Annotated in this window: 23 protein-coding genes and 1 pseudogene; 9 read left to right on the forward strand and 15 right to left on the reverse strand. The window is 65.1% G+C overall.

Features of this window, described 5'->3' with window-relative positions; genetic code table 11:
• Positions 1–3: 3 nt before the first annotated feature.
• The gene (locus tag ACVWZ8_RS12950; protein ID WP_456504832.1) at positions 4–1,266 is read right to left on the reverse strand and encodes a sensor histidine kinase; all 1,263 of its coding nucleotides are present in this window, start codon (positions 1,264–1,266) and stop codon (positions 4–6) included.
• Positions 1,267–1,471: 205 nt separating this feature from the next.
• Between ACVWZ8_RS12950 and ACVWZ8_RS12955 the strand changes: the two genes are divergently transcribed.
• Positions 1,472–2,251, forward strand: a complete 780-nt coding sequence (locus ACVWZ8_RS12955; protein WP_456504833.1) for a response regulator transcription factor — start codon at positions 1,472–1,474, stop codon at positions 2,249–2,251.
• Here the strand turns inward: ACVWZ8_RS12955 and ACVWZ8_RS12960 are convergent.
• The 12 genes and pseudogenes from ACVWZ8_RS12960 to ACVWZ8_RS13015 all read right to left on the reverse strand — a co-directional run bounded on the left by ACVWZ8_RS12960 (position 2,248) and on the right by ACVWZ8_RS13015 (position 11,304).
• On the reverse strand, positions 2,248–2,745 hold the full coding sequence (locus tag ACVWZ8_RS12960; protein ID WP_456504834.1) for an Hpt domain-containing protein: 498 nt from the start codon (positions 2,743–2,745) through the stop codon (positions 2,248–2,250). The two genes, ACVWZ8_RS12955 and ACVWZ8_RS12960, sit on opposite strands and share 4 nt — an antisense overlap.
• Before the next feature lie 172 nt (positions 2,746–2,917).
• Complete coding sequence (locus ACVWZ8_RS12965) at positions 2,918–3,802, reverse strand: type II secretion system F family protein (RefSeq protein ID WP_456504835.1); 885 nt, start codon at positions 3,800–3,802, stop codon at positions 2,918–2,920.
• 7 nt (positions 3,803–3,809) lie between these two features.
• A complete protein-coding gene (locus tag ACVWZ8_RS12970; RefSeq protein WP_456504836.1) occupies positions 3,810–4,745 on the reverse strand; it encodes a type II secretion system F family protein in 936 nt (311 codons plus the stop codon).
• A gap of 7 nt (positions 4,746–4,752) precedes the next feature.
• On the reverse strand, positions 4,753–6,237 hold the full coding sequence (locus ACVWZ8_RS12975) for a CpaF family protein (protein ID WP_456504837.1): 1,485 nt from the start codon (positions 6,235–6,237) through the stop codon (positions 4,753–4,755).
• Positions 6,238–7,440 carry an AAA family ATPase gene (locus tag ACVWZ8_RS12980; RefSeq protein ID WP_456504838.1) on the reverse strand — a complete coding sequence of 401 codons (1,203 nt, stop codon included), beginning with the start codon at positions 7,438–7,440 and terminating at the stop codon, positions 6,238–6,240.
• Positions 7,437–8,204, reverse strand: a complete 768-nt coding sequence (gene cpaB, locus ACVWZ8_RS12985) for a Flp pilus assembly protein CpaB (protein ID WP_426978958.1) — start codon at positions 8,202–8,204, stop codon at positions 7,437–7,439. The genes ACVWZ8_RS12980 and cpaB overlap by 4 nt, the downstream gene beginning before the upstream one ends.
• Before the next feature lie 40 nt (positions 8,205–8,244).
• The gene (locus ACVWZ8_RS12990; protein WP_426978957.1) at positions 8,245–9,285 is read right to left on the reverse strand and encodes a pilus assembly protein TadG-related protein; all 1,041 of its coding nucleotides are present in this window, start codon (positions 9,283–9,285) and stop codon (positions 8,245–8,247) included.
• Positions 9,273–9,647 (reverse strand): TadE/TadG family type IV pilus assembly protein, encoded by a 375-nt coding sequence (locus ACVWZ8_RS12995; protein ID WP_426978956.1) that lies wholly within the window; start codon positions 9,645–9,647, stop codon positions 9,273–9,275. The genes ACVWZ8_RS12990 and ACVWZ8_RS12995 overlap by 13 nt, the downstream gene beginning before the upstream one ends.
• A gap of 102 nt (positions 9,648–9,749) precedes the next feature.
• Positions 9,750–9,977 carry a Flp family type IVb pilin gene (locus tag ACVWZ8_RS13000; protein WP_426978955.1) on the reverse strand — a complete coding sequence of 76 codons (228 nt, stop codon included), beginning with the start codon at positions 9,975–9,977 and terminating at the stop codon, positions 9,750–9,752.
• 65 nt (positions 9,978–10,042) lie between these two features.
• The gene (locus ACVWZ8_RS13005; protein WP_426978953.1) at positions 10,043–10,282 is read right to left on the reverse strand and encodes a Flp family type IVb pilin; all 240 of its coding nucleotides are present in this window, start codon (positions 10,280–10,282) and stop codon (positions 10,043–10,045) included.
• Positions 10,283–10,472: 190 nt separating this feature from the next.
• A pseudogene (locus tag ACVWZ8_RS13010) lies at positions 10,473–10,937 on the reverse strand (ATPase, T2SS/T4P/T4SS family); the annotation flags it as partial.
• Between the two features lie 76 nt (positions 10,938–11,013).
• Entirely contained in the window at positions 11,014–11,304 is a 291-nt protein-coding gene (locus ACVWZ8_RS13015) for a hypothetical protein (RefSeq protein ID WP_456504839.1), read from the reverse strand.
• A gap of 934 nt (positions 11,305–12,238) precedes the next feature.
• On the opposite strand from ACVWZ8_RS13015, the gene ACVWZ8_RS13020 reads away from it, so the two are divergent.
• From ACVWZ8_RS13020 to ACVWZ8_RS13040, 5 genes are all read left to right on the forward strand, one after another.
• Positions 12,239–13,270: a UDP-glucuronic acid decarboxylase family protein gene (locus ACVWZ8_RS13020; protein ID WP_456504840.1), complete on the forward strand. Its 1,032-nt coding sequence runs from the start codon at positions 12,239–12,241 to the stop codon at positions 13,268–13,270.
• Between the two features lie 67 nt (positions 13,271–13,337).
• Positions 13,338–14,657, forward strand: coding sequence for a UDP-glucose dehydrogenase family protein (locus ACVWZ8_RS13025; protein ID WP_456504841.1), 1,320 nt, complete (start codon positions 13,338–13,340; stop codon positions 14,655–14,657).
• Between the two features lie 28 nt (positions 14,658–14,685).
• A complete protein-coding gene (gene galE / locus ACVWZ8_RS13030; protein WP_456504842.1) occupies positions 14,686–15,732 on the forward strand; it encodes a UDP-glucose 4-epimerase GalE in 1,047 nt (348 codons plus the stop codon).
• Positions 15,729–17,504, forward strand: a complete 1,776-nt coding sequence (locus tag ACVWZ8_RS13035) for a glycosyltransferase family 2 protein (protein ID WP_456504843.1) — start codon at positions 15,729–15,731, stop codon at positions 17,502–17,504. Before galE ends, ACVWZ8_RS13035 begins: the two co-directional genes overlap by 4 nt.
• A gap of 21 nt (positions 17,505–17,525) precedes the next feature.
• Positions 17,526–18,722 carry a glycoside hydrolase family 53 protein gene (locus ACVWZ8_RS13040; protein WP_456504844.1) on the forward strand — a complete coding sequence of 399 codons (1,197 nt, stop codon included), beginning with the start codon at positions 17,526–17,528 and terminating at the stop codon, positions 18,720–18,722.
• Between the two features lie 91 nt (positions 18,723–18,813).
• On the opposite strand, the gene ACVWZ8_RS13045 is transcribed toward ACVWZ8_RS13040, so the two are convergent.
• Positions 18,814–19,479 carry a prepilin peptidase gene (locus ACVWZ8_RS13045; protein WP_426978944.1) on the reverse strand — a complete coding sequence of 222 codons (666 nt, stop codon included), beginning with the start codon at positions 19,477–19,479 and terminating at the stop codon, positions 18,814–18,816.
• Positions 19,480–19,774: 295 nt separating this feature from the next.
• Here ACVWZ8_RS13045 and rplM point away from each other — a divergent pair, with 295 nt between their 5' ends.
• From rplM to glmM, 3 genes are all read left to right on the forward strand, one after another.
• Positions 19,775–20,218 (forward strand): 50S ribosomal protein L13, encoded by a 444-nt coding sequence (gene rplM / locus ACVWZ8_RS13050; RefSeq protein WP_015937805.1) that lies wholly within the window; start codon positions 19,775–19,777, stop codon positions 20,216–20,218.
• Positions 20,219–20,254: 36 nt separating this feature from the next.
• Positions 20,255–20,761, forward strand: coding sequence for a 30S ribosomal protein S9 (gene rpsI / locus ACVWZ8_RS13055; RefSeq protein ID WP_456504845.1), 507 nt, complete (start codon positions 20,255–20,257; stop codon positions 20,759–20,761).
• Positions 20,762–20,921: 160 nt separating this feature from the next.
• The gene (glmM, locus tag ACVWZ8_RS13060) at positions 20,922–22,283 is read left to right on the forward strand and encodes a phosphoglucosamine mutase (RefSeq protein ID WP_456504846.1); all 1,362 of its coding nucleotides are present in this window, start codon (positions 20,922–20,924) and stop codon (positions 22,281–22,283) included.
• Positions 22,284–22,291: 8 nt separating this feature from the next.
• On the opposite strand, the gene ACVWZ8_RS13065 is transcribed toward glmM, so the two are convergent.
• Positions 22,292–23,239, reverse strand: coding sequence for a M15 family metallopeptidase (locus ACVWZ8_RS13065; RefSeq protein ID WP_426978941.1), 948 nt, complete (start codon positions 23,237–23,239; stop codon positions 22,292–22,294).
• Positions 23,240–23,243 lie beyond the last annotated feature (4 nt).

Below are 23,243 nucleotides of genomic sequence, written 5' to 3' on the forward strand. Positions count from 1 at the left end.
CTGCTAGCAGGCGGGCGGGCCAGCCTGCGCGGGCAGCTCCAGCGTGAACGTGCTCCCGCGGCCGGGGCGGGTGCTGCACGAAATGGTTCCGCCGTGACGCTCGACGATTGCCTTGGTGATCGAGAGCCCGAGGCCGGCCCCGGGAATGGATCCTTCCCGCACCGCCGGGCTCCGGTAGAAGCGGGTGAACACTTTCTCGGCGTCGGTAACGGTCATGCCCATTCCGTCATCTTGAACCTGAAGGCGCACCCTGCCCCCCTCGGTGCTGGCGGAGACCCTCACGGAGCCGCCGCCCGGCGAGTATTTGATGGCGTTGGATACGAGGTTGTCCAGCGCCTGGCTGATCCGCAGCGGATCCACGTGTGCCCACAGCGGTTCCGGAACGTCCATGGACAGCGAGACCTGCGAGGACTGGGCGTGGGCGTGGGCCGAGCCGAGGCTGGCTTCCACGAGGCTGGCCAGATCCGTCCGCCGGGGGTGGACGTGGACAGCAGTGTTGGCGGACATCAGCAGATCGGAGACGAGCGCCAGCAGCCGTTCAGCGTTCCGTTGCGCTACCTCGATGCGGCGGACGGCAGCCCCGGACAGCTCCTCCGCGTCGCTGAGGGCCAGGTCCAGGTTGCCGATGATGGAGGTCAGCGGGGTACGGAACTCGTGCGAGACGGTGGAGACGACATCGTCCTTGGCGGCCAGCGCCTCCATCAGCCCCGTCACCTCGTTGAACAGGACCACGGCCCCGCCGGGACCGCCGTGGCCGTCCGTCAGCGGCCGGGCCCCGGTGGAGACCACCCTCCCCCCGGGCGCCTCGCCAAAGCACACGAGGTAGTCCGCAAAGGACTCCCCGGCTGCCGCGCGCCGGATGGGGCGCCGGTCGAGGGGGAGTGGTGCCGCCTGAGCGTGACCGGCGAGGAGCAGTTCCGCTTCCGGCGCCGGAGTAGGACAGCCTGCGGGTGCCGCGGAGGCCTCCAGCTCCGACTGCCAGCTGTTCGTCAGGAGGCGGCGGCCGGTTGCGTCGAGGGCTACGATTCCGACGTCGATCGTGTCCAGGATCATGCTGAGCAGACGTTCGCGTTCCCGGCTTTCCGCGAGCAGCGACTCCAGCCCGGCTTCCCGGGCCTGGCTCCGTCTCCGCTGGCTGCGCAACCGCCGCCGCAGGAACAGCGCTGCCAGTGTCAGCGCGATCAGCAGAACCGCGGTAGAAATCAAGACGACGGGGAAAACCGCCATCACGTTGCCTGCGCCCTGAACCAGCTGTTGTTCACCCAATGAAGCAGCGCCCCTTCCTCGCTGCTTCATTTTTACACCCGGTGTCACACAAACTTGACATAAAACTAAGTAATGTGGCTCCTGTTTCTGCGCCAGAGCCATATTTGTGCGCCGGGGTGGGTATTCTGACGATACCGATGCGGGCTGGCCGAGAAGTTGGTGCACCGGCATTGGGTAGCGAAGAGCACCAGACATGAGGGGGGCCATGACTGACCTGGGAGTCGCCGTCGTAGTAGAGGACGACGAAGACGTACGCAATCTTGTCGAAGCCGTGCTGAGCCAGGCGGGATTCGAAGTCCATTCTGCAGCCGGCGGGCGGGAAGGGGTGGACGTCGTTCGGAGCCGGGACGCCAGCGTCGTGACGCTGGATGTGGGTCTGCCCGACATCGACGGCTACGAAGTGCTGCGCCAGATCCGGCAGTTCAGCGACGCCTACGTCGTCATGCTGACCGCCCGGACCGATGAGCTCGATACCCTGACCGCGCTGCATACCGGTGCGGATGATTTCCTCAGCAAACCGTTCCGGCCCCGCGAACTGCGCGCCCGAGTGGCGGCGATGATGCGGCGGCCACGCCAGGACGCCACCGGCGTTGCGCCCGGCGACGCGCTCGTTGCAGGCCCGGAAGCCGCGGCCAGCGCCGCGGCGGTGAACGATTCAGAGCTCCGGCACAACGGGCTGGCGTTGAATCCGGACACCCGTTCGGTAACGGTGGACGGCTCGGCCGCGACTCTGACCCGAAGCGAATTCGACCTTCTGCACGCCTTGTTGAAGGGTGCCGGTGCCGTCCGGTCTAAGACCGAGCTGGTCCGGGTGGTGCGGGGTGACTACTACCGTGCGGACGCGTACATCAGCGAATCCGATGAACGGGCGGTGGAGGTCCACATCGGAAACCTCCGGCGGAAGCTGGGGGAGGACCCGCTGGACCCGCGTTGGCTGCAGACTGTCCGCGGTGTGGGTTACCGGCTGGCGCCGGAGCGAGTTTAGCTTTCCCAGAGCACGTAGCTGAACTGCAGTTCGTCCACGGTCTCGCTGCCGCGTTCCGCCACGTCCCCCAGGAGGGACCGTGCCCGGTCCATGTCGTCTCCCCGGACGGCCTCCTCAAGCTCCCCGGCCAGCTGGGCCAGGCGGACACCGCCCACCATCACCGAGGACGTCTTCAGGCTCAGCACCGCGTCAAGGGCTGCCGCCTGGTCACCGCGGGCCAGGGCCGAGGACAGGGAACCGTAGCGCCGCTGCCACATCTTCGCGTAGTCCCGAGCGAAGCCCTTGGCGACGGCTGGGCTGTCCAGCTGGACGCCCAGTTCCTGGAGCGCCGACGGATCCACGAGCAGTGGCGCTGTCGCGGGGCCCGGCACCGTCGTGGGACCCGGCACCGTCGTGGGACCCGGCGGAGCAGTAAGGCCCGCGCCGCCGGGAGAGGCCTCGGGGGAGAGGGCAGCGCTCGCGTCTCCGTCGTCTGGGGCACCTAAGAAGGACATGCGACCACGCTACTGCCTGCCCCGGACGATGCTTCGCGCCCCGGGCTTTCCTGCGGAAACCTTTCGGCTTTCCTTGTGGCAATCCGCGCCCGGCCGCCCGGCCGCCGGGCGTCCCCGTTCACTCGGGGAGCCGGTAGGCCGACCGCCGCGCCCGACCGCCGTCTGGCCCGGCCTACTGGCCACTGAAGGTGGCGATTGCGTTGATAACGGCAGGGCCAAGGATGGCGATGAAGAGCACAGGGAAGATGAAGAAGAGCAGCGGGAACAAGATCGTGACGGGCAGCTTCATCGCCTTTTCCTCGGCCCGTTGCCGGCGCTTGACCCGCATGACTTTGGCCTGGATCCGGAGGACCCGGCTGATGGCGATGCCGTAGGTGTCCGCCTGGATCACCGCCTGGACGAAGCTGCGCAGCTCCGGGATGCTCGTCCGCTCGGACAGCGCCAGGTACGATTCGCGGCGGCTCCTGCCCACCTGCATGTCCTGCAGGGTCCGGACCAGCTCCTCCGCGAGGGGGCCCTTGCCGTTTTCGCCCGCCCTCGCCATCGCGCCTTCGAAGCCCAGGCCGGCCTCCACCGAGATGAGCATCTGGTCCAGGGTGTTGGCCAGCTCCAGTTGCATGATCTTTTGGCGCTCCTGGCCCTTGCTGTAGAGCAGCAGGTCAGGGATGAAGTAGCCCAGCAGTACTACAAAGACCCCCACCAGTTTGAGCATCGGCGTCGGAGAGTTGGCGCTGATGTAAAAGCCCAGCAATGCGCCGCTCAGGCCAAGAAGCGGCTTGGCAGCGAGCACGCGTCCGAGCGGCAGCGACGCGGGGCGTCCGGCGAGGGACAGCAGCTTGTCGAGTTTGCGGACATACCCGGCGGGCGTCAGCCGGTAGCCGATCCGCTCCAGCATGTTGCTGCGTTTCCGCTCCCCGAGCCCGGCAGTGTCCGTGCCGAGTGTGAGCATCCCCCGGATGGCGCGCTGCGATTTCCGGTCCACGGACAGCAGGGCCCATCCGAGATAGCCCAGCGGCAGGGACACCAGCAGGAGGGCAAGAAGCACCACAGGATCCATTACTGCCTCAGAACTTCAGGTCGATGATCTTGCGCATCCACAGACCGCCGATCGTCATGAGGACGACCGACGCCGCTATCATGCCCCAGCCCAGGGGATGGGTGAACATGACGTTCATGTAGCCGGGATTGACCAGCATGAGCATGGCGACGATGCCGATCGGCATGGCCATCAGGATGTAGGCGGAGAACTTGCCCTCGGCCGCAAGCGACTTGATGTGCCCCTTGATCTCACTGCGCTCGCGGATGGTCTCGTTGACCTGGTCCAGGACCTCGGCGAGGTTGCCGCCCACCTCCCGATTGATCTGGATGGCCTGCGCGATCCAGGTGAAGTCCTCATTCCGCATCCGCTCGGCCGTGTCCGTCAGCGAGGCCAGCAGATCACGGCCAAGGCTGGTTTCGGTGACCACCCGGCGCATCTCTTCCGACGTCGGGCTTTGCGATTCGGTGGCGGCCGCGTCAATGGCGCGCAGGATGCTGTGCCCGGCCCGCAGGCCGCCGGCGAGCAGCTGGAGCGTGTCGCCGAGCTGCTCATCGAACTTGCTCCGCCGTTTGCCCGACAGAAAGCCGAGCACGAGGTGGCCGGCAAGCGGTGCCAGCAGAACGAGGAGGAGGGACAGCAAGGGTCCGGCGACAACCAGGCCTGCCAGCGCCCCTACGAACGCCCCGGCAGCCACCAGCACGAAGAAGTCGGCCTGGCTCAGACGCAGCCCTGCATTCTCGAGGGCTTCCCGGTTGAAGAGCCGGACCTTCCGTTGCGAAAAGAGTCCGTCCACCAGGTGCACGGCAGAACCGGCGAACCGGGTGAGCTGCGAGTCGGGCTGGTTCTGGACGGGCCTCCGCCGGTCCAGCGGCACACTGGCCCCGCCCGGGACGATCAGAACGATCCCGAGCAGCAGCACCGCGGCGAAAAGCAGGCCTGCTCCAATCTGCAGGAGCGTCACGGCCGGCTCACGGCTTTCCGGCCTCGGCGAGGGGAGCCGCGAACACGCTGGGGGAGACGTGGATTCCGAGGTCCTCGAAGCGGTCGATGAACCGGGGGCGGATCCCGGTGGGGACCGGCTTGCCGAGGAAACGTCCATGGGCGTCAACGCCGGCGGAGTAGTCGAAGACGAAGGCGTCCTGGAGCGTGACGATGTCACCCTCCATGCCCTGGACTTCCGTGACGTGGGTGATCCGGCGGGTTCCATCGCGGAGCCGGGAGATCTGGATGATCAGGTTCACCGCCGAGGCGATCTGCTCCCTGATGGCCCTCAATGGCAAGTCCATACCCGCCATCAGGACCAGGGTCTCCAGGCGGGCGACGGCGTCGCGGGGCGAGTTCGAGTGCACCGTCGACAGCGAGCCGTCGTGGCCGGTATTCATAGCCTGCAGCATGTCCAGGGACTCTCCGCCGCGGACCTCACCCACCACAATCCGGTCCGGCCGCATGCGGAGCGAGTTCCGCAGCAGCTCGCGGATGGTGACCTCGCCCTTGCCCTCGGTGTTCGGGGGACGGCTTTCCAGCCGGACAACGTGCTGCTGCTGGATCTGGAGTTCCACGGCGTCCTCGATCGTCACGATCCGCTCCGTGTCCGGCAGGAAGGACGAGAGCACGTTCAGCAACGTCGTCTTTCCGGTCCCGGTACCGCCGGACACGATGATGTTCAACTTCGCCCGGACGCAGGCGTTCAGCAATTCGGCCATTTCCGGGGTCAGCGTGCCGAACTCGATCAGGTTCCGGACCGTCAGCGGCACCTTGCTGAACTTTCGGATGGTCAGGGAGGAACCCCCGACGGCGAGCGGGGGAATGACGGCATTGACGCGGGAACCGTCCTCGAGCCGCGCGTCCACCAGCGGGGATGACTCATCGATCCGGCGTCCCACCTTGGAGACAATGCGCTCGATCACCTTGCGCAGGTGGTCTTCGGAGCTGAAACGTGAACCGGTCAGCGTCAGTTTGCCTTGCCGCTCCACATAGATCTGGTCCATCCGGTTGACCATGATCTCGGTGACCGCAGGATCGTCCAGCAGCCGCTGCAGCGGGCCGAAGCCGAGCACGTCGTCGGCCACGTCGCGGACGAGGCGGGAACGCTCTTCAGCGGAGAGCGGGACCTGCTCGGCGTCGATAATCCGGGTGAGTTCCTCCCGAGCCGAGGAGCGGAGTTCATCTTCCTTGACGGCTGAATCGTTGAAGCGCGCGCCCATGCGTTCAAACAGGGCAGTCGCCGCTCGTTGCTTCAGGGCGGCGAAGGCATCGACCGGCTGCTGCGTCTTTGACCGCTGCACATCCTGGGGGTCTGCGAAGCCGGCGTGGGGCACTGGAACGGTCGGTTCGACGACGACGGCGGCGGCCGGCGGTGCCGCCGTCGGCCCGCCGCTACGGGACGTGGACACGGCCGGTGGGGCGTCGGCGGGAGCTCCTTCGGCGGACCGGAGACGTTCGGAAAGCTTCACTTAGACCACCACCCGGCGGTGGAGCTTCTTCTGGGCCGTGGCACGCCAGGCAGGGTCGAACCGTGCCACGAGCTGCCGGAGTCCTTTGACGGCGGGGTCCCTGCGTCCGTCCTGGAGCACCGGGATCCCGCGGTTGGTCGAGAACGCCACGGCTTTGGACCGGGGGATGCTGATGTCCACCGGCGCGCCGATGGTCGCTTCAACGTCCTGGACGCTCAGCCCGGATTTGGAGTCGGCCATGTTCAGCACGACGTGCCGGGTCTCCGGCAGCAGATCAAGCCTGCGCAGGATATTGAGCCCGGACCGGAGCCCCCGGATGCTGGGAACGTCCATGGCGGTCACCCAGACCACGTCCGTGCATTGCTCCAGCGCTGCCAGCCCGATCTCCGGCAGCCCGGGTGCGGTGTCCACGATGACGTACTGGAACTGTTCCGCTAGCTGCTCGAGTAGCCGGCTGACCTGGTGCGGAGTGATGTCATCTGCTTCCTCCGGGGTCCTTGGAGCGCACAGGGCGTAGATGCTCCCCGGGTGGACGGTCAGGAACGCCTTGAGGACCAAGGAGTCCTGGCTCGCCGAGGCGGATACGGCATCCGTCACGGTGTGCTCCGGGTCGAGGTAGAGCCCGGACGCCACGTCCCCGAACTGGAGGTCCAGATCCACAATGACCACACTCATCGGCGCCACTTTGCCCAGTCCGATGGCGATGTTGGTGGCAATCGTGGTCTTACCGACGCCGCCCTTGGGGGAGAAGACGCCGATGACCAGGCCATTGCGGCCCTCCGGGTTCTTGTCCGCGCTGCTGGTGTTGGTGTTGCGGTTGCGGCTGGCAAAGGACTGGCAGGCGCGTTCCAGGAGCACCCGGATCTGCGCCGGGTCAGCGGCCGGGCTGAGGATGTCCCGGATGCCGGCACGCATGGCGAGCAGGACGAAGGCCGGATCCGCCTCGCCGACGAGGATGACGCTCAGCTCGGGCAGTTGCACGTCGAAGACTGTGGCGAGCCGCAGGGCGTCCTCCATCGGAATGTCAGGGCCCAGGATCAGCACCTCGGGACGTTCCTGGTTCAGGTTTGTGAACAGCTCGCCGGGATCGGCGGGATTGACGAACGCGAAAGTCTGCAGACCGCCCGGGAGCCCGCCGGCCAGGGCTTGGCGGACCCGGGAATCGAAGTCGGTGTTGGGGGTGATGAGTACGAAGCGGCTCACTTGTAGACCTCCGGTTTCGTCATGATTCCAGGGCGCCCGGCGTCCGTCGCGTCGAGCGGCTCCTTGCTCAGCCAGATGCTGGCGTATTCCGACGCGTAGACAATTTTTGTGGCGTCAACATCGTTCACTGCGACCGTTAGCAGCAAGGATCCGGTGGGAAGCGAGGTGTCTTCGGCGGGTGCAGTGGTGCCGTCCGTTGAGGGCTGGGAAGCCGGGGTAGCCACGGGGGCGCGCTGCACCGCGGTCACCAAGACCTTGTGGATGGTCAGCTGCGTCGTTTCCTTCTCCGGCTTGGCTTCGAGCCCGCCGCCCTTCAAGGAAATGAAGATGCCGATGTGGTCACCTGCTACCAGCCGGCCACCAACAACGCGCTGGGGCTCCAGCTGGAAGGAGATTTCCTGCAGCCCCTTGGGCAGCTCCACGGATCCGCTCGCCTTGAGTTCCTCCGGCGCGATCAGCCGTTCCGTCAGCAGCTGTTCGCCCGGCAGCAGTTCGACGGCGGTGACTTTGCCGGCCAGGCCGTCGAGGCTTTTGACCGCGGACTTTGCGGCCGCGGTGCCGGGGAGCTTCTCGGTGGCGAGGAACGGCTGGAGGCTCTCCACGGAGGTTCCAGCAGGCACGGCCTTGGCCACCACCAGGACGTCCACCGGGTCGAGGCTCTGCACCGCCCGGGTGTCGGCTCCTTGCGCGTAGCTGACTACCAGGACCGCCCCGAGGATAGCCAATACGAGGGCGGCTATCCCTGCCAATAAGCGTGACTTCAAAGACTGCTCCTGAACGTATGAGTGAACGACATGCTGAAAACTATTGGACGAGGCGCACTATGTCGGTGCCGAAGTCCTCGGTGGTCACTCCGAAGGTGTAGCCATCTGCCAGCGACACGTACTCGATGAAGCTGCCGATGATCCCACGGCAGTTGTTGGTGCAAGCAACGGAACTCGGCACAAAGGCATTCGTGTTCTGGAACGATGTCGGAAGTTCGTCGTTGCCACTGAATTTCCAGCCCTTGACTTTGAACGCGGCGAAGGACACGAGCTTGTAGCTGGCGCCGGCCCCGGTTCCGGTCACCTTGTTGAAGACCGGCAACAGGGCAGTAACATCCTTGCCGGCCGTGATGTCGGCCGCCCACTTGAGCAGGGTACTGTCGCATACTCCGGGGTAGCTGTTGCCAGGGGCATTGCTGGCGTCCCCGGCGTTGATGTTGATCAGGCCTCCGCATACACCTGGATTGCTCGCGAGCCAGCCGAATCCGCCTGGAACGGCGGCCCCAGAGGGTCCATACATACAATCGGGATTTGCGTCGTCGCCGTGGCTCTGCAGCTGCTGCAGGTCGCCGTCGACGTGGTACTTGACCTGGCAAATGGAGAAGGCGAGGGGAAACGGCAATGGGCCCGCCACCGGCCGGCCCCAGTGCACGCTGGCGCCGGCTGTGACCTCCGCATCATTGAGGCCAAACACTCGCGCGAAAAACAGCGAGACCCTGTTGGGTTCCTTGCCTGCCTCCTGGGCGCCGGCCGTGACCGTGACGGTGCCGGCAGCCTTGTCCAGGACCAGCGAGGAGATATTGCTTTTCCCGTCGCCGGCATTGCTACTGGCCAGGTCGCGGGCTAGCGCCGACGTTGTGGAGCAGTCCGCGTCGTTGAGGTTGCGCGCACACTTCTGGGCGATGGCGAAGGCTGCTGAGTCAGCCCCATTGCGGAGCTGGGTCCGCTCGGCGTACAGCATGCCGACGTCGACGGCCAGTGCCGTGAAACCCAGTAGGGTCACCATCAGGATCGCCACCAGGACACTGATGGCTCCGCGCTCGCCGGGCCCCTCCCGGGGCGACCTTTTCAACCGTTGCACAGCATCACCCCCTTGCCTTCCATGGCAAACGGACCTGCGATGCCTGTCAGGGTGGACAGGTTGTAGGCGATCTTGAGTGTCATCTGGGCGCCGGGGGCGCATGTTGAGGGGCTGAACGTGATGTTGGCGTCGCTTAGCGCGGGTTGCAGCGAAACGGCTGCGTTCTTGGCCGCAGTTCGGGCGGCGGTTGGGTTGTTCCCGATCGCCATGACACGGACGCCTTCGCGGGCGGCGCTGGAAAGGGAGATCTGCACGTTGTATGCCCGGCCGAATTCCGTGATGCCCAGCAGCAGCATCACCAGGACGGGCGCGAGGAGAGCGAACTCCACCGCGACGGCGCCCCGTTCAGAGGTCGAGGACATAGGGTACCGCCTTCCTGGTTAGCTCTTCGACGGCGCCTGAAAAGTCTGGGTTGGGAAAGGTCGAAGCCTTCCCCAACCCAGTCCTATAGATCTCGGATGGTGTTACTGCGAGCAGCTGCCGTCTGCAGGGCTCGCGCCTGCCGTGTACACGCCGCCCTTTACGCTGCAGGACACGTTCTTGAATGTCTCGTTCAGTCCTCCACCGAGTGCCGTCACGGCGATGATGATCACGACGGCGATGAGGGAGACCATGATTCCGTATTCGACGGCGGTGGCGCCGCGCTGGTCGCGGCGAAGACGGACTGAAAGGCGGCTGAAAAAGGAACGCATGGGGACTCCTGAGTGTGGTGGGCAGCTGCTCTACGACAACGGTGAGATGAACGTGGGCTGGCCTGCTACGTGCACCTCGGCTGGAGGACGGGAGTGACTCCCGCGGCCGTGCCTGCAGCAAAGGTTTTGCCCGTGACCGAGCACTGTGCTTTGACGAAGGTCTCGTTCAAACCCCCGCCAAGTGCGGTGACTGCGATGATGATTACGACGGCGATGAGCGAAACCATGATGCCGTATTCGACGGCGGTGGCACCGCGCTGGTCACGGCGAAGACGGGCTGCGAGACTGGAGAAAAACGAACGCATTGGGACTCCTGAGCGAGTTCGGCGGCTGGCCCTGCACCAGCACTGAATGGAACTTAGCAATCACCGACACGCCGACGATTCGACTTTGACGCATCTTGTGCTAAGGCTTTCCAAACTGCACATTTCCTGTGCGTTCCCTGCGTGGATCCTGCGCATCACCCTTTTGCACGGCGACTGCCAAGGCCATTTATTAGCGAAGACTCCGGAAGCACGGCGACCGCCCCCTGGCGGGTTGTGCGCCGAATACAGTTGCCGAAATCGGGATACCGAGTTCGGCAAAGCGATCCGTGAAGCGCGGCCGGACGCCACTAGGCACCGGTTTCCCGAGGAACCGCCCGCTCGCGTCGACTCCGAGGGTATCGGGCCGGGCGATGGCGTCCCGGCGCGAGTTGGCGTGCACCGTAGAGATGGAGCGGTCGTGGCGGGTAATCATGGCCTGCAGCATGTCCAGGCACTCGCCGCCGCGGACTTCGCCCACCACGATCCTGTCCGATCGCATTCGCAGCGAGTTCCGCACGAGGTCCCTGATGGAGACCTCGCCCTTGCCCTCGATGTTCTGCGGCGGGTCTCGAGCCGCACGACATGGTCCTGGGGGAGCTGTAGTTCGACTGCATTCCTCGATCGTGACGATACCGTCCGTGGCCGGGATGAATGAAACCCGCTACCCCGGCATCGGACTCATCCTGCGCTACGAAATCAAATACCTCACGTGACACCCCACACGGATTACCTCACCTTGTCAGGAGCCCTGGAGCCGGCCTTCGCCGAAGCGGTTCCGCCGTAGGGGTTCCGCGCGAACACGTGTCTGCCGGCGCCGCCGCGCGCAGGATGACCAGCGCCTCGACGTCGATCAGCCTTCGGGCGCCGGTCCTCGAGTCCACGATCCAGAACAAATCGATGGACGCCACCGTCTGGGAGACTCGTCCCCGGTGGAAGAGCTTGCCGTTGTGCCATGCCTCGATCTCGTCCCCGACTGACAGCTCCGAGCTCGAATGGACCTGCCGGGCCTCCTCTGCAGCCATGGCTGCTCCTTCCCCGCGTTCCAGCTGTTCCGTTATCCGCCTCCAGCCTGCATCCGGAACATTTCGGCGGCATTTCCGCGCGGTGATTTCCTTGTGTCGCCAGCCCGGGCCGGACTGCCATGATGTGTCAAGCGACCTGGAGGAGAACCATGACGGAGCACCATTACGACGGAGGCAGGGACGAAAGCACAGCGGCGCAGCTGTGGGATGAGAGGTACAGCAGCCGCGCGAAGGTGTGGAGCGGACGGCCGGATCCGCAACTGCTGGTCGAGGCGTCCGAGCTGCCGCCGGGCCGCGGCCCATGCCCGGGGGACGGGTCAGGCCGGAAAGATCGAGTGGGTGTAGCAGGATCTTGCCACGTGGGTGCCGGAACGGCTGTACGAGCTGGTCACCGCCCAGTTCCTGCACTCGACGCTGATGCCGTGCTGCGAGCCACCCGCTTGGAAGCGCACTGACCGCAGCGCATCCGAAGCGCCCACTAAGCCCCCAACCAGCTGACAATAGTTGACGTTTGGCGCGGGCGGTTCGGGCACCCAAACCGGCAACAATTGCGAGTCACTTGGGCGGCATGACGACCCTCAGGGAGTTATCCCGTACCCCAAATTACCGCCGTACGATTCGGCCGGAATGGCCTTTTTTGCTGCTCTCATTTCGGCCTCGCAAGGTTCGGGAAGCGTCCACCGGACGAGAAACGTCCGAGTAGTTTCCCGCGCGCGGTGCCAAAAAGCAGGTATTCACCACCCGTGTGCCCCTCTGCCACTGCAACGTAGCTTGACGGTAGGCAGCCGGCCAAAGTCGTTGGGGCAGTACAAAGACCTGCAGCTTCCCTCCTACAATTCGGTCTCGATTCATTTCCGGGACGTCCTGCGTATTGTCTACGCCGGATGCTGCAACACGTCTAAATGACTTATTCCAGACTGTTGTAAGGGGTACCATGCGTGCTTTAGTAACGGGCGGAGCCGGGTTTCTTGGCTCCCATTTATGCGAAGCGTTATTGGAACGCGGGGATTCGGTAGTTTGCGCCGACAACCTGTCGACCGGTCGCCGCAACAATATCGCCGCCTTTTCGAATCATCCGCGGTTCACGTTTATGCGCACCGACGTCAGTACGTCGCTGCGGGTGCGGGGACCGGTGGATGTGGTTGCCCACCTGGCCAGCCCCGCTTCGCCGCCTGACTACCATCGCCTGCCGCTTGAGACCCTCGCCGTGGGCAGCAGGGGCACCGAGAATGCCCTGAAACTTGCCGCATTAAAGGGCGCACGCTTTGTCCTTGCTTCCACCAGCGAGGTGTACGGCGATCCGATTGTCCATCCCCAGACGGAGAGCTACTGGGGCAACGTCAGTTCAGTGGGCCCGCGCAGCGTCTATGACGAAGCCAAACGTTTTGCCGAGGCCATTTCCATGGCCTATGCCCGCAGCCTTGGCGTAAATGTCGGGATTGTCCGGATTTTCAATACCTTCGGCCCCCGGATGCGCGCCGAGGACGGCCGGGTGGTCTCGAGCTTCGTAGCCCAGGCGCTGAACGATGATCCGCTGACGATCTACGGCGACGGCCTGCAGACACGAAGCTTCTGCTTCGTCGACGACCTCGTGCGCGGAATCGTGGCGATGATCGACAGCCGCGAAACCGGACCGATCAATCTGGGCAATCCGGTGGAACGCACCATGCTCGAACTGGCGGAGCTCGTCCTGGAGTTCACCGGCTCGCGGTCCAAGATCGAGTTCCATCAGTTGCCCGCGGATGATCCGGCCCGGCGGCGGCCGGATATCAGCCTTGCCCAGGACCTGCTGGGATGGCGCCCCCGGGTCTCAACCGAAGAGGGACTGCATCGCACCGTCGACTACTTCCGGTCCCATCAGGGGGAAGTCTCGGCAGCCGCCGGCAGCATCGCCGGCGCCCAGTTCGAGGGCAACCGCTCGAACGTATCGCGGCAGAACACCCCGGCCATGGCCCGGTTGGCCTGACCACACCCACAGTTCTCCAGGCTGCCTGGACCATCAGGCCAGCAGTCGCCATCTGAAGGAGGCCAGCATGCGCATCACCGTTATTGGAACAGGGTATCTCGGGGCAGTCCACGCCGCAGGCATGGCTGAGCTGGGACACGACGTCCTCGGAGTGGACGTCGACGCCGACAAGATCGAAAGTCTGTCCCGCGGCCACGCCCCGTTTTTCGAACCAGGATTCCCCGAGCTTCTCCGCAACAACATTGCGGCCGGCCGGTTGAAGTTCTCCACCTCTTTGAAGGAGGCCGCTGAATTCGGCGACGTCCACTTCATCTGCGTCGGCACGCCGCAACGTCCCGGATCGACCGCAGCAGACATGAAATACGTCGACGCCGTCATCGAGGGTTTGGTGCCCAACCTCAACCGCGCGTCCCTGATCGTCGGCAAATCAACCGTTCCGGTGGGGACGGCGGCACGGCTTTCCACCATGGTTGCCGGACTTGCGCCGGTTGGTGCCAAGGTCGAGGTCGCCTGGAACCCCGAATTCCTCCGCGAAGGCTTCGCCGTTAATGACACCCTGCATCCGGACCGGCTGGTGGTCGGAGTCACTTCTGCCGAGGCCGATGACACGCTTCGTGAGGTGTACAGGACCATTCTCGAGGCCGGGACGCCCTACATATCCACGGATGTGGCCACCGCCGAGCTTGTCAAGGTCTCTGCCAACGCCTTCCTCGCCACGAAGATCTCGTTCATCAACGCCATCTCCGAAATCTGCGAGGCCGTCGGGGCTGACATCATGCCGCTGGCCGCCGCGCTCGGCCATGATGCCCGGATCGGAAACCGCTTTCTGTCACCCGGCCTGGGCTTCGGCGGCGGATGCCTGCCCAAGGACATCCGGGCCTTCCTTGCCCGGGCGGAAGAACTCGGCATCGAGGAGTCGCTCACCTTCCTCAGGAATGTAGACTCCATCAACGTCAACCGCCGCCAAAGCGCCGTCAACCTTGCCCGGGACATGCTCGGCGGCTCTTTGGAGAACAAGAGAATTGCCGTGCTGGGCGCAGCCTTCAAACCAAACAGCGACGACGTGCGGGACTCACCGGCGCTGTGCGTGGCAAATGCGCTGCAGAGCCAGGGGGCAAACGTCCGGGTCCACGACCCCGAGGCCGTAGAGAACGCACGTGCCAGCTATCCGGGCCTGAACTACACCACCGAAGTGGACAAGGCCTTCGAAGGGGCCCAACTCACCGTGCATCTCACGGAATGGCAGGAGTACCGTCAGCTTGACCTCGCGCACCTGTCCGCCCTGGTAACGAGTCCCTGCATCCTCGATGCCCGGAACACACTGGACATCGACCACTGGCGTGCTGCCGGCTGGACCGTCCGCGCCATGGGCCGGCCCACGCGGTGAATGACGCCCACGGAGGAGGCGAACCATCATGACAAAACCCATTGCTTTGGTGACCGGCGGTGCCGGATTCATCGGAAGTCACTGCTGCCTGGACCTTCTCCTCAACGGCTACGACGTCGTTGTGGTCGACAACCTCGTCAACAGCTCTGCAGCCGCCGTCGACCGTGTTGAGCGGATAAGCGGCAGCGACGTGGCCTTCTACGAAATCGACATTGCCGACCAAGCCGCCCTAGGCACTGTCTTCGAGAATCACGACGTCGACGTGGTGGTCCATTTCGCCGCGTACAAAGCGGTCGGCGATTCCATGAACCGGCCACTGGAGTACTACGGCAACAACCTCACGGGCTTGCTGAGCCTGCTGAACGCCATGCGGAATGCGGAGGTAAAGCACCTGATCTTCTCCTCCTCCTGTTCCATCTATGGGGACGCCACCGAACGTCCCATCACGGAAGGTTCGCCCCCGCGTCCGACCAATCCCTATGCCCAGAGCAAATGGATGTCGGAGCAAATCTTGGCCGATATCTGCGCCCGCTACCCGGACTGGTCCGTGACAGCGCTGCGCTACTTCAACCCTGCGGGCGCCCATGAGAGCGGGGAGATCGGCGAGGATCCCAGCGGGATGCCGGGCAACGTCGTCCCCTACCTCACCCAGCTCGCAGCCGGACGGCATGAAGAACTCAAGATTTTTGGTTCCGACTACCCCACGCCGGACGGAACAGCTGTCCGGGACTACATCCACGTGATGGACGTCGTCGAAGGGCACCGACTGGCGCTCGAAACCGGCACGGTCCCCGGGTTCCGCCGCTACAACCTGGGCACGGGCGTGGGCACGTCCGTGCTGGAACTTGTCCGGGAATTCGCCGCTGTCATCGGGCGTCCGATTCCCTACCGGCTGGCCGATCGGAGGCCGGGCGACGTCCCCGCGCTGATCGCCTCGCCGGACCTCGCCCACGCCGAACTCGGTTGGACCGCTCGCCGGAATCTCACCGATGTGTGCCAGGACGCCTGGCGGTTCCAGCAAATGCATCCCCTCGGCTACGAGGGCCTGATAACCACCATGGGGAGCTCGCGATGACCAGCAATCTGATTGGCAGCCGTGACCGGACCACGCAACGGTTCCTGACCTCCACAGAAACGGCGAAGGTATTCACGCCCGGACAGCAGCTCCAGTACGCGGGACTGGTGGTTGCCTGGGTCCTCCTGAGTGGCTACTTCTGGCTCTGGTGGCTGCACCCGGGGCACTTTGGAAACCCGCTGCTCTTCACGCTCGTCTCCGGGGCGCTCTTCTACGGGCTGACACTGCTCCCCTCGATCTACCTCTTCTATCTGGGGTACATGCGCAAGCCCGTCCCGGTCGGCGTCGATGAGGTTCCCGCCGGTCAGATTGGCAAGGTGGCGGTGGTGACCCTGACGGTGCCAGGATCTGAATCCCTCAGCATCGTCCGCAGGCAGATGCTGGCGATGCGCGGCATCACCTATCCGCACGACAGCTGGATCCTGGTGGACAAGGAACCCTCGCCGGCCATCGAAAAGATGGCCCGCGAGCTCGGTGTCTCCTACTTTTCCCGGCATGACGAGCGGGCCTGGGGTGCGGACGGCGTTGAAGCCTGGAACCAGGCCGCGCCGCCCTTCCAGACCAAAACCAAGGCCGGCAACGTGAACGCGTGGCTCGACAGATACGGCGCCGGCTACACGCACTTCACGCAGCTGGACATCGACCACGTTCCCGCCCCCAACTATCTGGACCGGGTCCTTGGCTACTTCCGAAACAGGCGTGTGGCCTGGGTCCAGGCCCCCAGCGTCTACGGGAACCACGAGCACTGGACGGCGAGGGGCTCCGCGGAACAGGAACTGGTGCTCCAGGGACCGCTCCAGATGGGATTCTTCGGGTTCTGCCGGACCCCCTTCATCATCGGCAGCCACTGCACGTACGACATGCAGGCCATCCGGGGCATCGGCGGATTCCAGCCGACGAGGGCCGAAGACCACCTCGACACGGTCGTCCTCGCTTCCAAAGGCTACGAAGGGGTCTTCCTGCCGGAGGTCATCGCCGTCGGGGACGGGCCGGAGAACTTCAGCTCGTACTGCGCCCAGCAGTTCGCCTGGGCCTATTCAATGATCCAGGTCCTCTTCACCTTCACTCCGCGGCTCATCCGGAAGTATTCGCCACGCCAGGCGCTGCAGTTCCTGTTCGTCCAGACCTGGTACGCCGCATGGTCGCTGACGACGCTCCTGCTGTTCTTCGCTCCGCTGATCTCGCTGGCCGTGGACGCCCCCATCTCACGGGTGGGATTCATCGATTTCTTCCTCCACAGCGTGCCGGTTGCCAGCACCGCAACAGGCATCTGGCTGTGGAGCCTCCGCTGGCAACACCCCAGAGGTCTCTGGCTCAGCTGGCGGGGGGTGGTGCTACACGTATCGCGGTGGGTTACAGTCCTCAACGCGTTCATTCAGGTCATCCTGCGCGTCAAGAAGCCTTACATGATCACGGTCAAGGGCATGACCGAGGCCGGGATTCCCCGTTTCCGGTTTGCCCAGCTGGCACCGTACTTCCTCCTGGTCCTTGCCTCGCTTGCAGCCTGCTGGTTCTTCATCGCCCGGGTGGGGCACAGCCCGAACCAAGGCATGATGTTCTTCGCCCTACAGGGTGCCCTGCTGTTCTGCCTCCTCATCGTCGTCGTCGTGGCCCAGGACCTCCGCACCCTGAGCAACGCGGGCGTCGCCTGGAGCCGCACGGTCCGGGCACGGGTCGCGCCCCTGGCCGCATCCGGCTCGCTCATTCTGCTGTTCCTCGTCACGGCTATCGCGGCAGCCGGCCCTATCTGGCAGGCTGTGACCAGCGCATGAACGGAACCTAGCCGGGGGCTCATGACAGGTACAGAGTTGACTATCCGCGGGCGCGCATCCTCGTTCCGCTCTTCGCGCTGGCGAGTAAAGCTGCTCCTGGCCCTCTCCGGAGTGCTTGCGGTGGCGCTGGTCGGGGCGGCCATAAACCACCCCATCCCTTCGCCAACGCTCAGGATCCGCGGCGCAGACATCTCCTTCACGCTGCAGGAAGAAGCTATCCGGCAGTTTGTCAGCGACAACGGCCGGGAAGCTCCCATGGAGCAGATCCTGGCGAGCCACGGATCGAACTTCGTCCGGCTCAGGCTGTGGGTGAACCCTGCGCCCGGTACGAGCGACTTGAAATCCGCCCTGGCACTCGCCCGCCGGGCGCATGCCGCCGGGCTCAAGTTACTCCTGGATTTTCACTATTCGGATTCCTGGGCGGACCGGACCACCCAACAACCCCCCGCAGCATGGCAGGGACTCAGCCAGGAAGAGCTGGCCTCCACCGTGGAGCGCTACACGCGCGGGGCGGTGGGTGACTTCGCCCGGCAAGGCACCCCTGCCGACATCGTCCAGATCGGCAACGAGATCACCCGCGGGTTGCTCTGGCCATACGGTCAGATCTACTCGCCGGCCGGTGAAAACTGGGCGGGGGCCAGCCAGTTGATAAACGCCGGGGCCAAGGGTGCCAGGGACGGAAATCCTGCCCAGACGCCCCTGATCATGATCCACAGCGACACCGGGGGCGACCAAGACGCCTCCGTCCACTTCTACGACCAGCTCCAGCAGCACGGCGTCAGCTTCGATCTGATCGGCCTGACGTACTATCCGTTCTGGAACGGTTCCCTCGCTGACCTGGACCGCAACCTCCGCGCTCTCGCCTATCGATACGGCAAAGACATCATCCTGGCGGAGACGGCATACCCATGGACGCTCTCCAGCAGCGGGAACGTCCCAAGCGTTGTCTCGACAAACGAGGCGCTGCCTGACGCCACGGCCTACCCGCCGACCCCGCAGGGACAAGCGAAGTTCTTCGCGGCGCTCAACAGCGTCCTTCGCGGAGTGCCGAACGGGCACGGCGCGGGGTACTTCATCTGGGAGCCGGGCTGGCTGCCCGGTGTAGGCGCGGATGCCCGGACCGGCAACGCCCACAGCAACCTCACCCTGTTCGACTGGCGGGGCCATGGCCTCCCGGCACTCGACGCCTTCAGGCCCACGGGAACGGCCGGCGGATGATCCGTCGTCGCACGCCGAATCAACTACGGCCGGAGTGCCTCCAGGGCCGGCCAGCTTGCAATTGGTGCCGCCGCGCAGGGCGCAGCCCGAGCTATGGAAGCAGCAGAATCGCGGCGAGGCCGGCCGCCAGCATGGACGGGCCGTAGGCGACTTCCTGTGGCTTGTTTCCGCGGTTTTTCAGCACGAGCACCAGCGCGGCGATGCCGCCCGCCACGAAGCCCAGGGCCGCTCCGTAGAACAGCTGTGACCAGCCTAGGTAGCCTAAGTACAGCCCGAGGGGTGCTGCGAGCTTCACATCGCCCATTCCGAGACCGTTTCGGCTGGTCAGGGCCATGAAGAGGTACAAAGCGAACAATATTACGGCGCCGGCCACGCCCCGCAGCAGGTTTTCCGAAGCTCCGTGTGCACCGGCGGAGACCGTCAGCAGGACCAATCCCGCCCCCAGCAGCGGCAGGACGAGCCGGTCGGGCAGCAGATGGTGGACAACATCGATCCGGGACAACTGCACGCCGGTGACTACCAGGACCAGATAAGCCGCCAGCTCCGGAGAGGCGCCAAAACGCCACGCGAGCAATGCGGACAGTACAAAGGTGACGGCCGCCGTCGTGATTCTCAGCGGGGTGGACGGTGTGCCCGCCAGCTGGGGCAGGATGCGGCGGATGAGGAGTTCGGCCAGCAGCCCCAAGCACAGTCCGGCGGCTCCGACTGCTATCAGGAGCAGCGTGGTCGCGGAACCTGTTACTACGGGATCGGACACAGTACCTCCAGGGATGCGGCGGGCCGGCGGCGGGCGGGATGCATCCGGACACCCCATTTTGACCCAGCCGCCCGACTTCCGCTATTCTTGGTAGTCGTTGTGCGTGTCCTTTCTCGATGATGCGTGTCCGCTTGAGAATCCGGTTGCAGGATAGCTACTCAACGTACACATTCGAGACCTCAGGATGACTGGTTACATAGAGCCCTCACCTCTGTTCCGGTAGCGCATAGATAGTAGGTTCACCTCCGCGTGACGCCTAAAACAAGAACGCCAGAACAAGAACGAGGCAAACACCGTGCGTACGTACACCCCGAAGCCCGGCGATATCAACCGCCAGTGGCACGTCATTGACGCCACAGACGTTGTCCTTGGTCGTCTCGCGAGCCAGACCGCAATCCTGCTGCGCGGCAAGCACAAGGCCACCTTTGCGTCCCACATGGACATGGGCGACTTCGTCATCATCATCAACGCTGAAAAGGTTGCCCTCACCGGCGCCAAGCTGGAGCAGAAGCGCGCATACCGCCACTCCGGCTACCCGGGCGGCCTGACCTCAGTCAACTACGCAGAGCTGCTGGAATCCAATCCGGTCCGCGCTGTGGAGAAGGCCATCAAGGGCATGCTCCCCAAGAACTCCCTCGCTGCACAGCAGCTGGGCAAGCTGAAGGTCTACCGCGGTGCAGAGCACCCGCACGCCGCTCAGCAGCCCAAGACTTTCGAAATCACCCAGGTCGCCCAGTAGTCCTGGCCACCAACCAACTTTTAATCAAGGAGAATCGTGGCTCAGAACGAAGAGACCACCGAGGCCGTCGTGGCTGAGGAAAACCTGACCAGCTACACCTCGGAAAGCGGTCCTGCGGAAGCAGAAGCGCCCAAGAAGGAACGCCCGGCACTGACCGTCGCCGGCGCGGCAGTTGGCCGTCGCAAGGAAGCCGTCGCACGCGTCCGCATCGTGCCCGGCACCGGCAAGTGGATCATCAACGGCCGCGAACTGGCCAACTACTTCCCGAACAAGCTGCACCAGCAGGATGTCAACGAACCCTTCAAGATCCTCGATCTTGATGGCGCCTACGACGTCATGGCCCGCATCCACGGTGGCGGCATTTCCGGCCAGGCCGGTGCCCTGCGCCTCGGCATCGCCCGTTCACTGAACGAGATCGACACCGAGAACAACCGCGCCACCCTGAAGAAGGCCGGCTACCTCCGCCGCGACGCACGCGTCATCGAGCGTAAGAAGGCTGGTCTCAAGAAGGCCCGCAAGGCCCAGCAGTACTCCAAGCGCTAAAAAACGCCTGCCCAGCAGGTGGCCGCTGACGCGACCGCTTGCACGGAAGCCCGTTCCGCCCCTTGTGGCGGGGCGGGCTTTCGCCTTTTAAGCCGCCCACTTGGTCCCCCGGACGGACCCCGGGGCCGGAATTTCCGTCCCATCGTCTAAACTTGACCCGATGTCTAGATTATTTGGAACAGATGGTGTCCGAGGCTTGGCGAACGGCCTGCTGACCGCCGAGCTGGCGTTGCAGCTGGCTCAGGCGGCCGCCGTCGTGCTGGGCCATGACCGCAATACCACCGGAACACGCCCCCGCGCCGTGGTGGCCCGTGACCCCCGCGCGAGCGGTGAGTTCCTCGCGGCTGCCGTGGAAGCGGGGCTTTCCAGCTCCGGGATCGACGTTTATGACGCGGGCGTGCTTCCCACTCCGGCAGCGGCCTACCTGGTGGCCGACCTGGACGCAGACTTCGGCGTGATGATCTCCGCCTCCCACAACCCCGCCCCCGACAACGGCATTAAGTTCTTCGCCCGCGGTGGCCAGAAGCTTCCCGACGACGTCGAGAACGCCATCGAGGAGCAGTTGGGCAGGGAGCCCATCCGGCCCGTCGGCGGCGAAGTGGGCCGCATCCAGCGCTTCTCGGACGCCGAGGACCGGTATATCGTGCACCTGTTGGGCACCCTGCCGCACCGCCTGGATGGGCTCAAGGTCGTCCTGGATTGCGCCCACGGAGCAGCCAGCGGCTGTTCCCCGCACGTCTTCAAGTACGCAGGCGCTGATGTGATTGTGATCGGCGCCGAACCGGACGGCCTCAATATCAATGAGGGCGTCGGCTCAACCCATTTGGGACCGCTGAAGCGCGCCGTCCTGGAATACGGGGCAGACCTGGGCATCGCGCACGACGGCGACGCGGACCGCTGCCTCGCCGTGGACCACGAAGGCAACGAGGTTGATGGCGACGAGATCATGGCCATCCTTGCCGTCGCTCTGAAGGCTTCCGGGAAGCTCACGGACGATGTCCTGGTGGCCACCGTCATGAGCAACCTCGGACTCAAGATCGCGCTCCGCGAGGCCGGCATCAGCCTGCGCGAAACCGGCGTGGGTGACCGCTACGTACTCGAGGAAATGCGCGCAGGCGGGTTCAACCTCGGCGGCGAACAGTCCGGTCATGTCATCTTTGCCGACTACGCGACGACGGGCGACGGTGTCCTCACAGGTCTGCAGCTTGCCGCCCAGGTGGCCCTCACCGGACGTCCCCTGAAGGAGCTGGCCACGGTGATGACCAAGCTCCCGCAGGTCCTCATCAACGTCAACGGCGTCGACCGCACCCGGGTGAAAGGCGACGCAGCCGTCGCTGAGGCTGTGGCCCTCGCAGAAGCCGAACTCGGTGACACCGGGCGGGTCCTGTTGCGTCCCTCCGGAACCGAACCGGTGGTGCGCGTGATGGTGGAGGCCGCGAACCAGGAGACCGCCCAGGCCGTGGCTGAACGTCTGGCGCAGGTGGTCCGCACCGAACTGGCCCTGACGCTCGTTTCAGACTGAGCGGGGCGCTACAGGTAGGCTGGCGCAGCCTCGAGGCCGAAGTACTCCTCCAGCGTTTCGATGCCCCGGTTCTTCATCTCGGTGGCTTCCGCGGATCCGATATAACGCAGATGCCAGGGCTCGTAGTAGTAGCCGGTGATGCCTTGGAGCATCCAGGGGTAGCGCACCACGAATCCGAACAGGTGGGCATTGGCCTTGGCCCAGGCTGCTGCCGGCTGATCGGCGAAGCACGGCTGGAAACTGCACGCCCCGCTGCCGTCGCCGATATCGAAAGACCAGCCTGTCTGATGCTCGGAATGGCCCGGACGGGCGGAGGCGGTGTCCGCCGCGGCCTGTCCCTGCGATTTCACATAGCCGTTGTAGGTGGCCGCTTGCGTGGCATAGGAACGGTATCCGCTGGCGAGCGTCATGGTGACGCCGGCCCCGGCCGCAGCCGCAAACATCTTCTCCGCAGCTGCCGCCGTCGTGCTGTTCAGCTGTGCGGCTTCGCCGGAGACCGCGAGGCGAACGGCGGGCCGGACGAGGTCTGCCGGCTTGTAGGTGGAGGGTGACAGCGGGCGGTGCTTGTTGACGACCACCCACGGACTCGCCGGATCACTGAGCGAGTGCTGCGGCGCTGCCGCGGCCACCGGTGCGGTGGGCACCCGGACCGCCGGGGCCGTCTCCGTGGTCGGCGTACTGCCCGGGACCGGCTCGCCGGCGGTGGCCGCTGCGGAGGCCGAGGCGGGCGGGGGCACGCTGGCACCGGGGGCCGGCGTCGCCGTCGTGCCTGCCGTGCTGGACACCAGGCCGGAGGCCGGGGCGGACGACGGCGGCTGGGGCGCTCCGGGGGCGCACGCGGCGAGGGCCGTCAGGCCGGAACCGGCCAGGAACAAGCGGCTGAAGGCTCGCCGGCTGGGGATTGCCTGGCCGGAGTCCGGCACGGCTGCCGGGACGACGGCGCCGTCGTGGCACACCTGT

The organism is Arthrobacter sp. UYCu723 (assembly GCF_054059215.1).

Bases quoted from the DNA above. Each gene is read 5' to 3' on its own strand.
- galE (WP_456504842.1), top strand. From the start codon at position 14,686: ATGACAAAACCCATTGCTTTGGTGACCGGCGGTGCCGGATTCATCGGA.
- glmM (WP_456504846.1), top strand. From the start codon at position 20,922: ATGTCTAGATTATTTGGAACAGATGGTGTCCGAGGCTTGGCGAACGGC.
- ACVWZ8_RS13015 (WP_456504839.1), bottom strand. From the start codon at position 11,304: ATGGCTGCAGAGGAGGCCCGGCAGGTCCATTCGAGCTCGGAGCTGTCA.
- ACVWZ8_RS13040 (WP_456504844.1), top strand. From the start codon at position 17,526: ATGACAGGTACAGAGTTGACTATCCGCGGGCGCGCATCCTCGTTCCGC.
- ACVWZ8_RS12965 (WP_456504835.1), bottom strand. From the start codon at position 3,802: ATGGATCCTGTGGTGCTTCTTGCCCTCCTGCTGGTGTCCCTGCCGCTG.
- ACVWZ8_RS13025 (WP_456504841.1), top strand. From the start codon at position 13,338: ATGCGCATCACCGTTATTGGAACAGGGTATCTCGGGGCAGTCCACGCC.
- ACVWZ8_RS13005 (WP_426978953.1), bottom strand. From the start codon at position 10,282: ATGCGTTCGTTTTTCTCCAGTCTCGCAGCCCGTCTTCGCCGTGACCAG.
- ACVWZ8_RS13020 (WP_456504840.1), top strand. From the start codon at position 12,239: ATGCGTGCTTTAGTAACGGGCGGAGCCGGGTTTCTTGGCTCCCATTTA.
- ACVWZ8_RS12955 (WP_456504833.1), top strand. From the start codon at position 1,472: ATGACTGACCTGGGAGTCGCCGTCGTAGTAGAGGACGACGAAGACGTA.
- ACVWZ8_RS13000 (WP_426978955.1), bottom strand. From the start codon at position 9,977: ATGCGTTCCTTTTTCAGCCGCCTTTCAGTCCGTCTTCGCCGCGACCAG.
- ACVWZ8_RS13035 (WP_456504843.1), top strand. From the start codon at position 15,729: ATGACCAGCAATCTGATTGGCAGCCGTGACCGGACCACGCAACGGTTC.
- ACVWZ8_RS12995 (WP_426978956.1), bottom strand. From the start codon at position 9,647: ATGTCCTCGACCTCTGAACGGGGCGCCGTCGCGGTGGAGTTCGCTCTC.
- ACVWZ8_RS12960 (WP_456504834.1), bottom strand. From the start codon at position 2,745: ATGTCCTTCTTAGGTGCCCCAGACGACGGAGACGCGAGCGCTGCCCTC.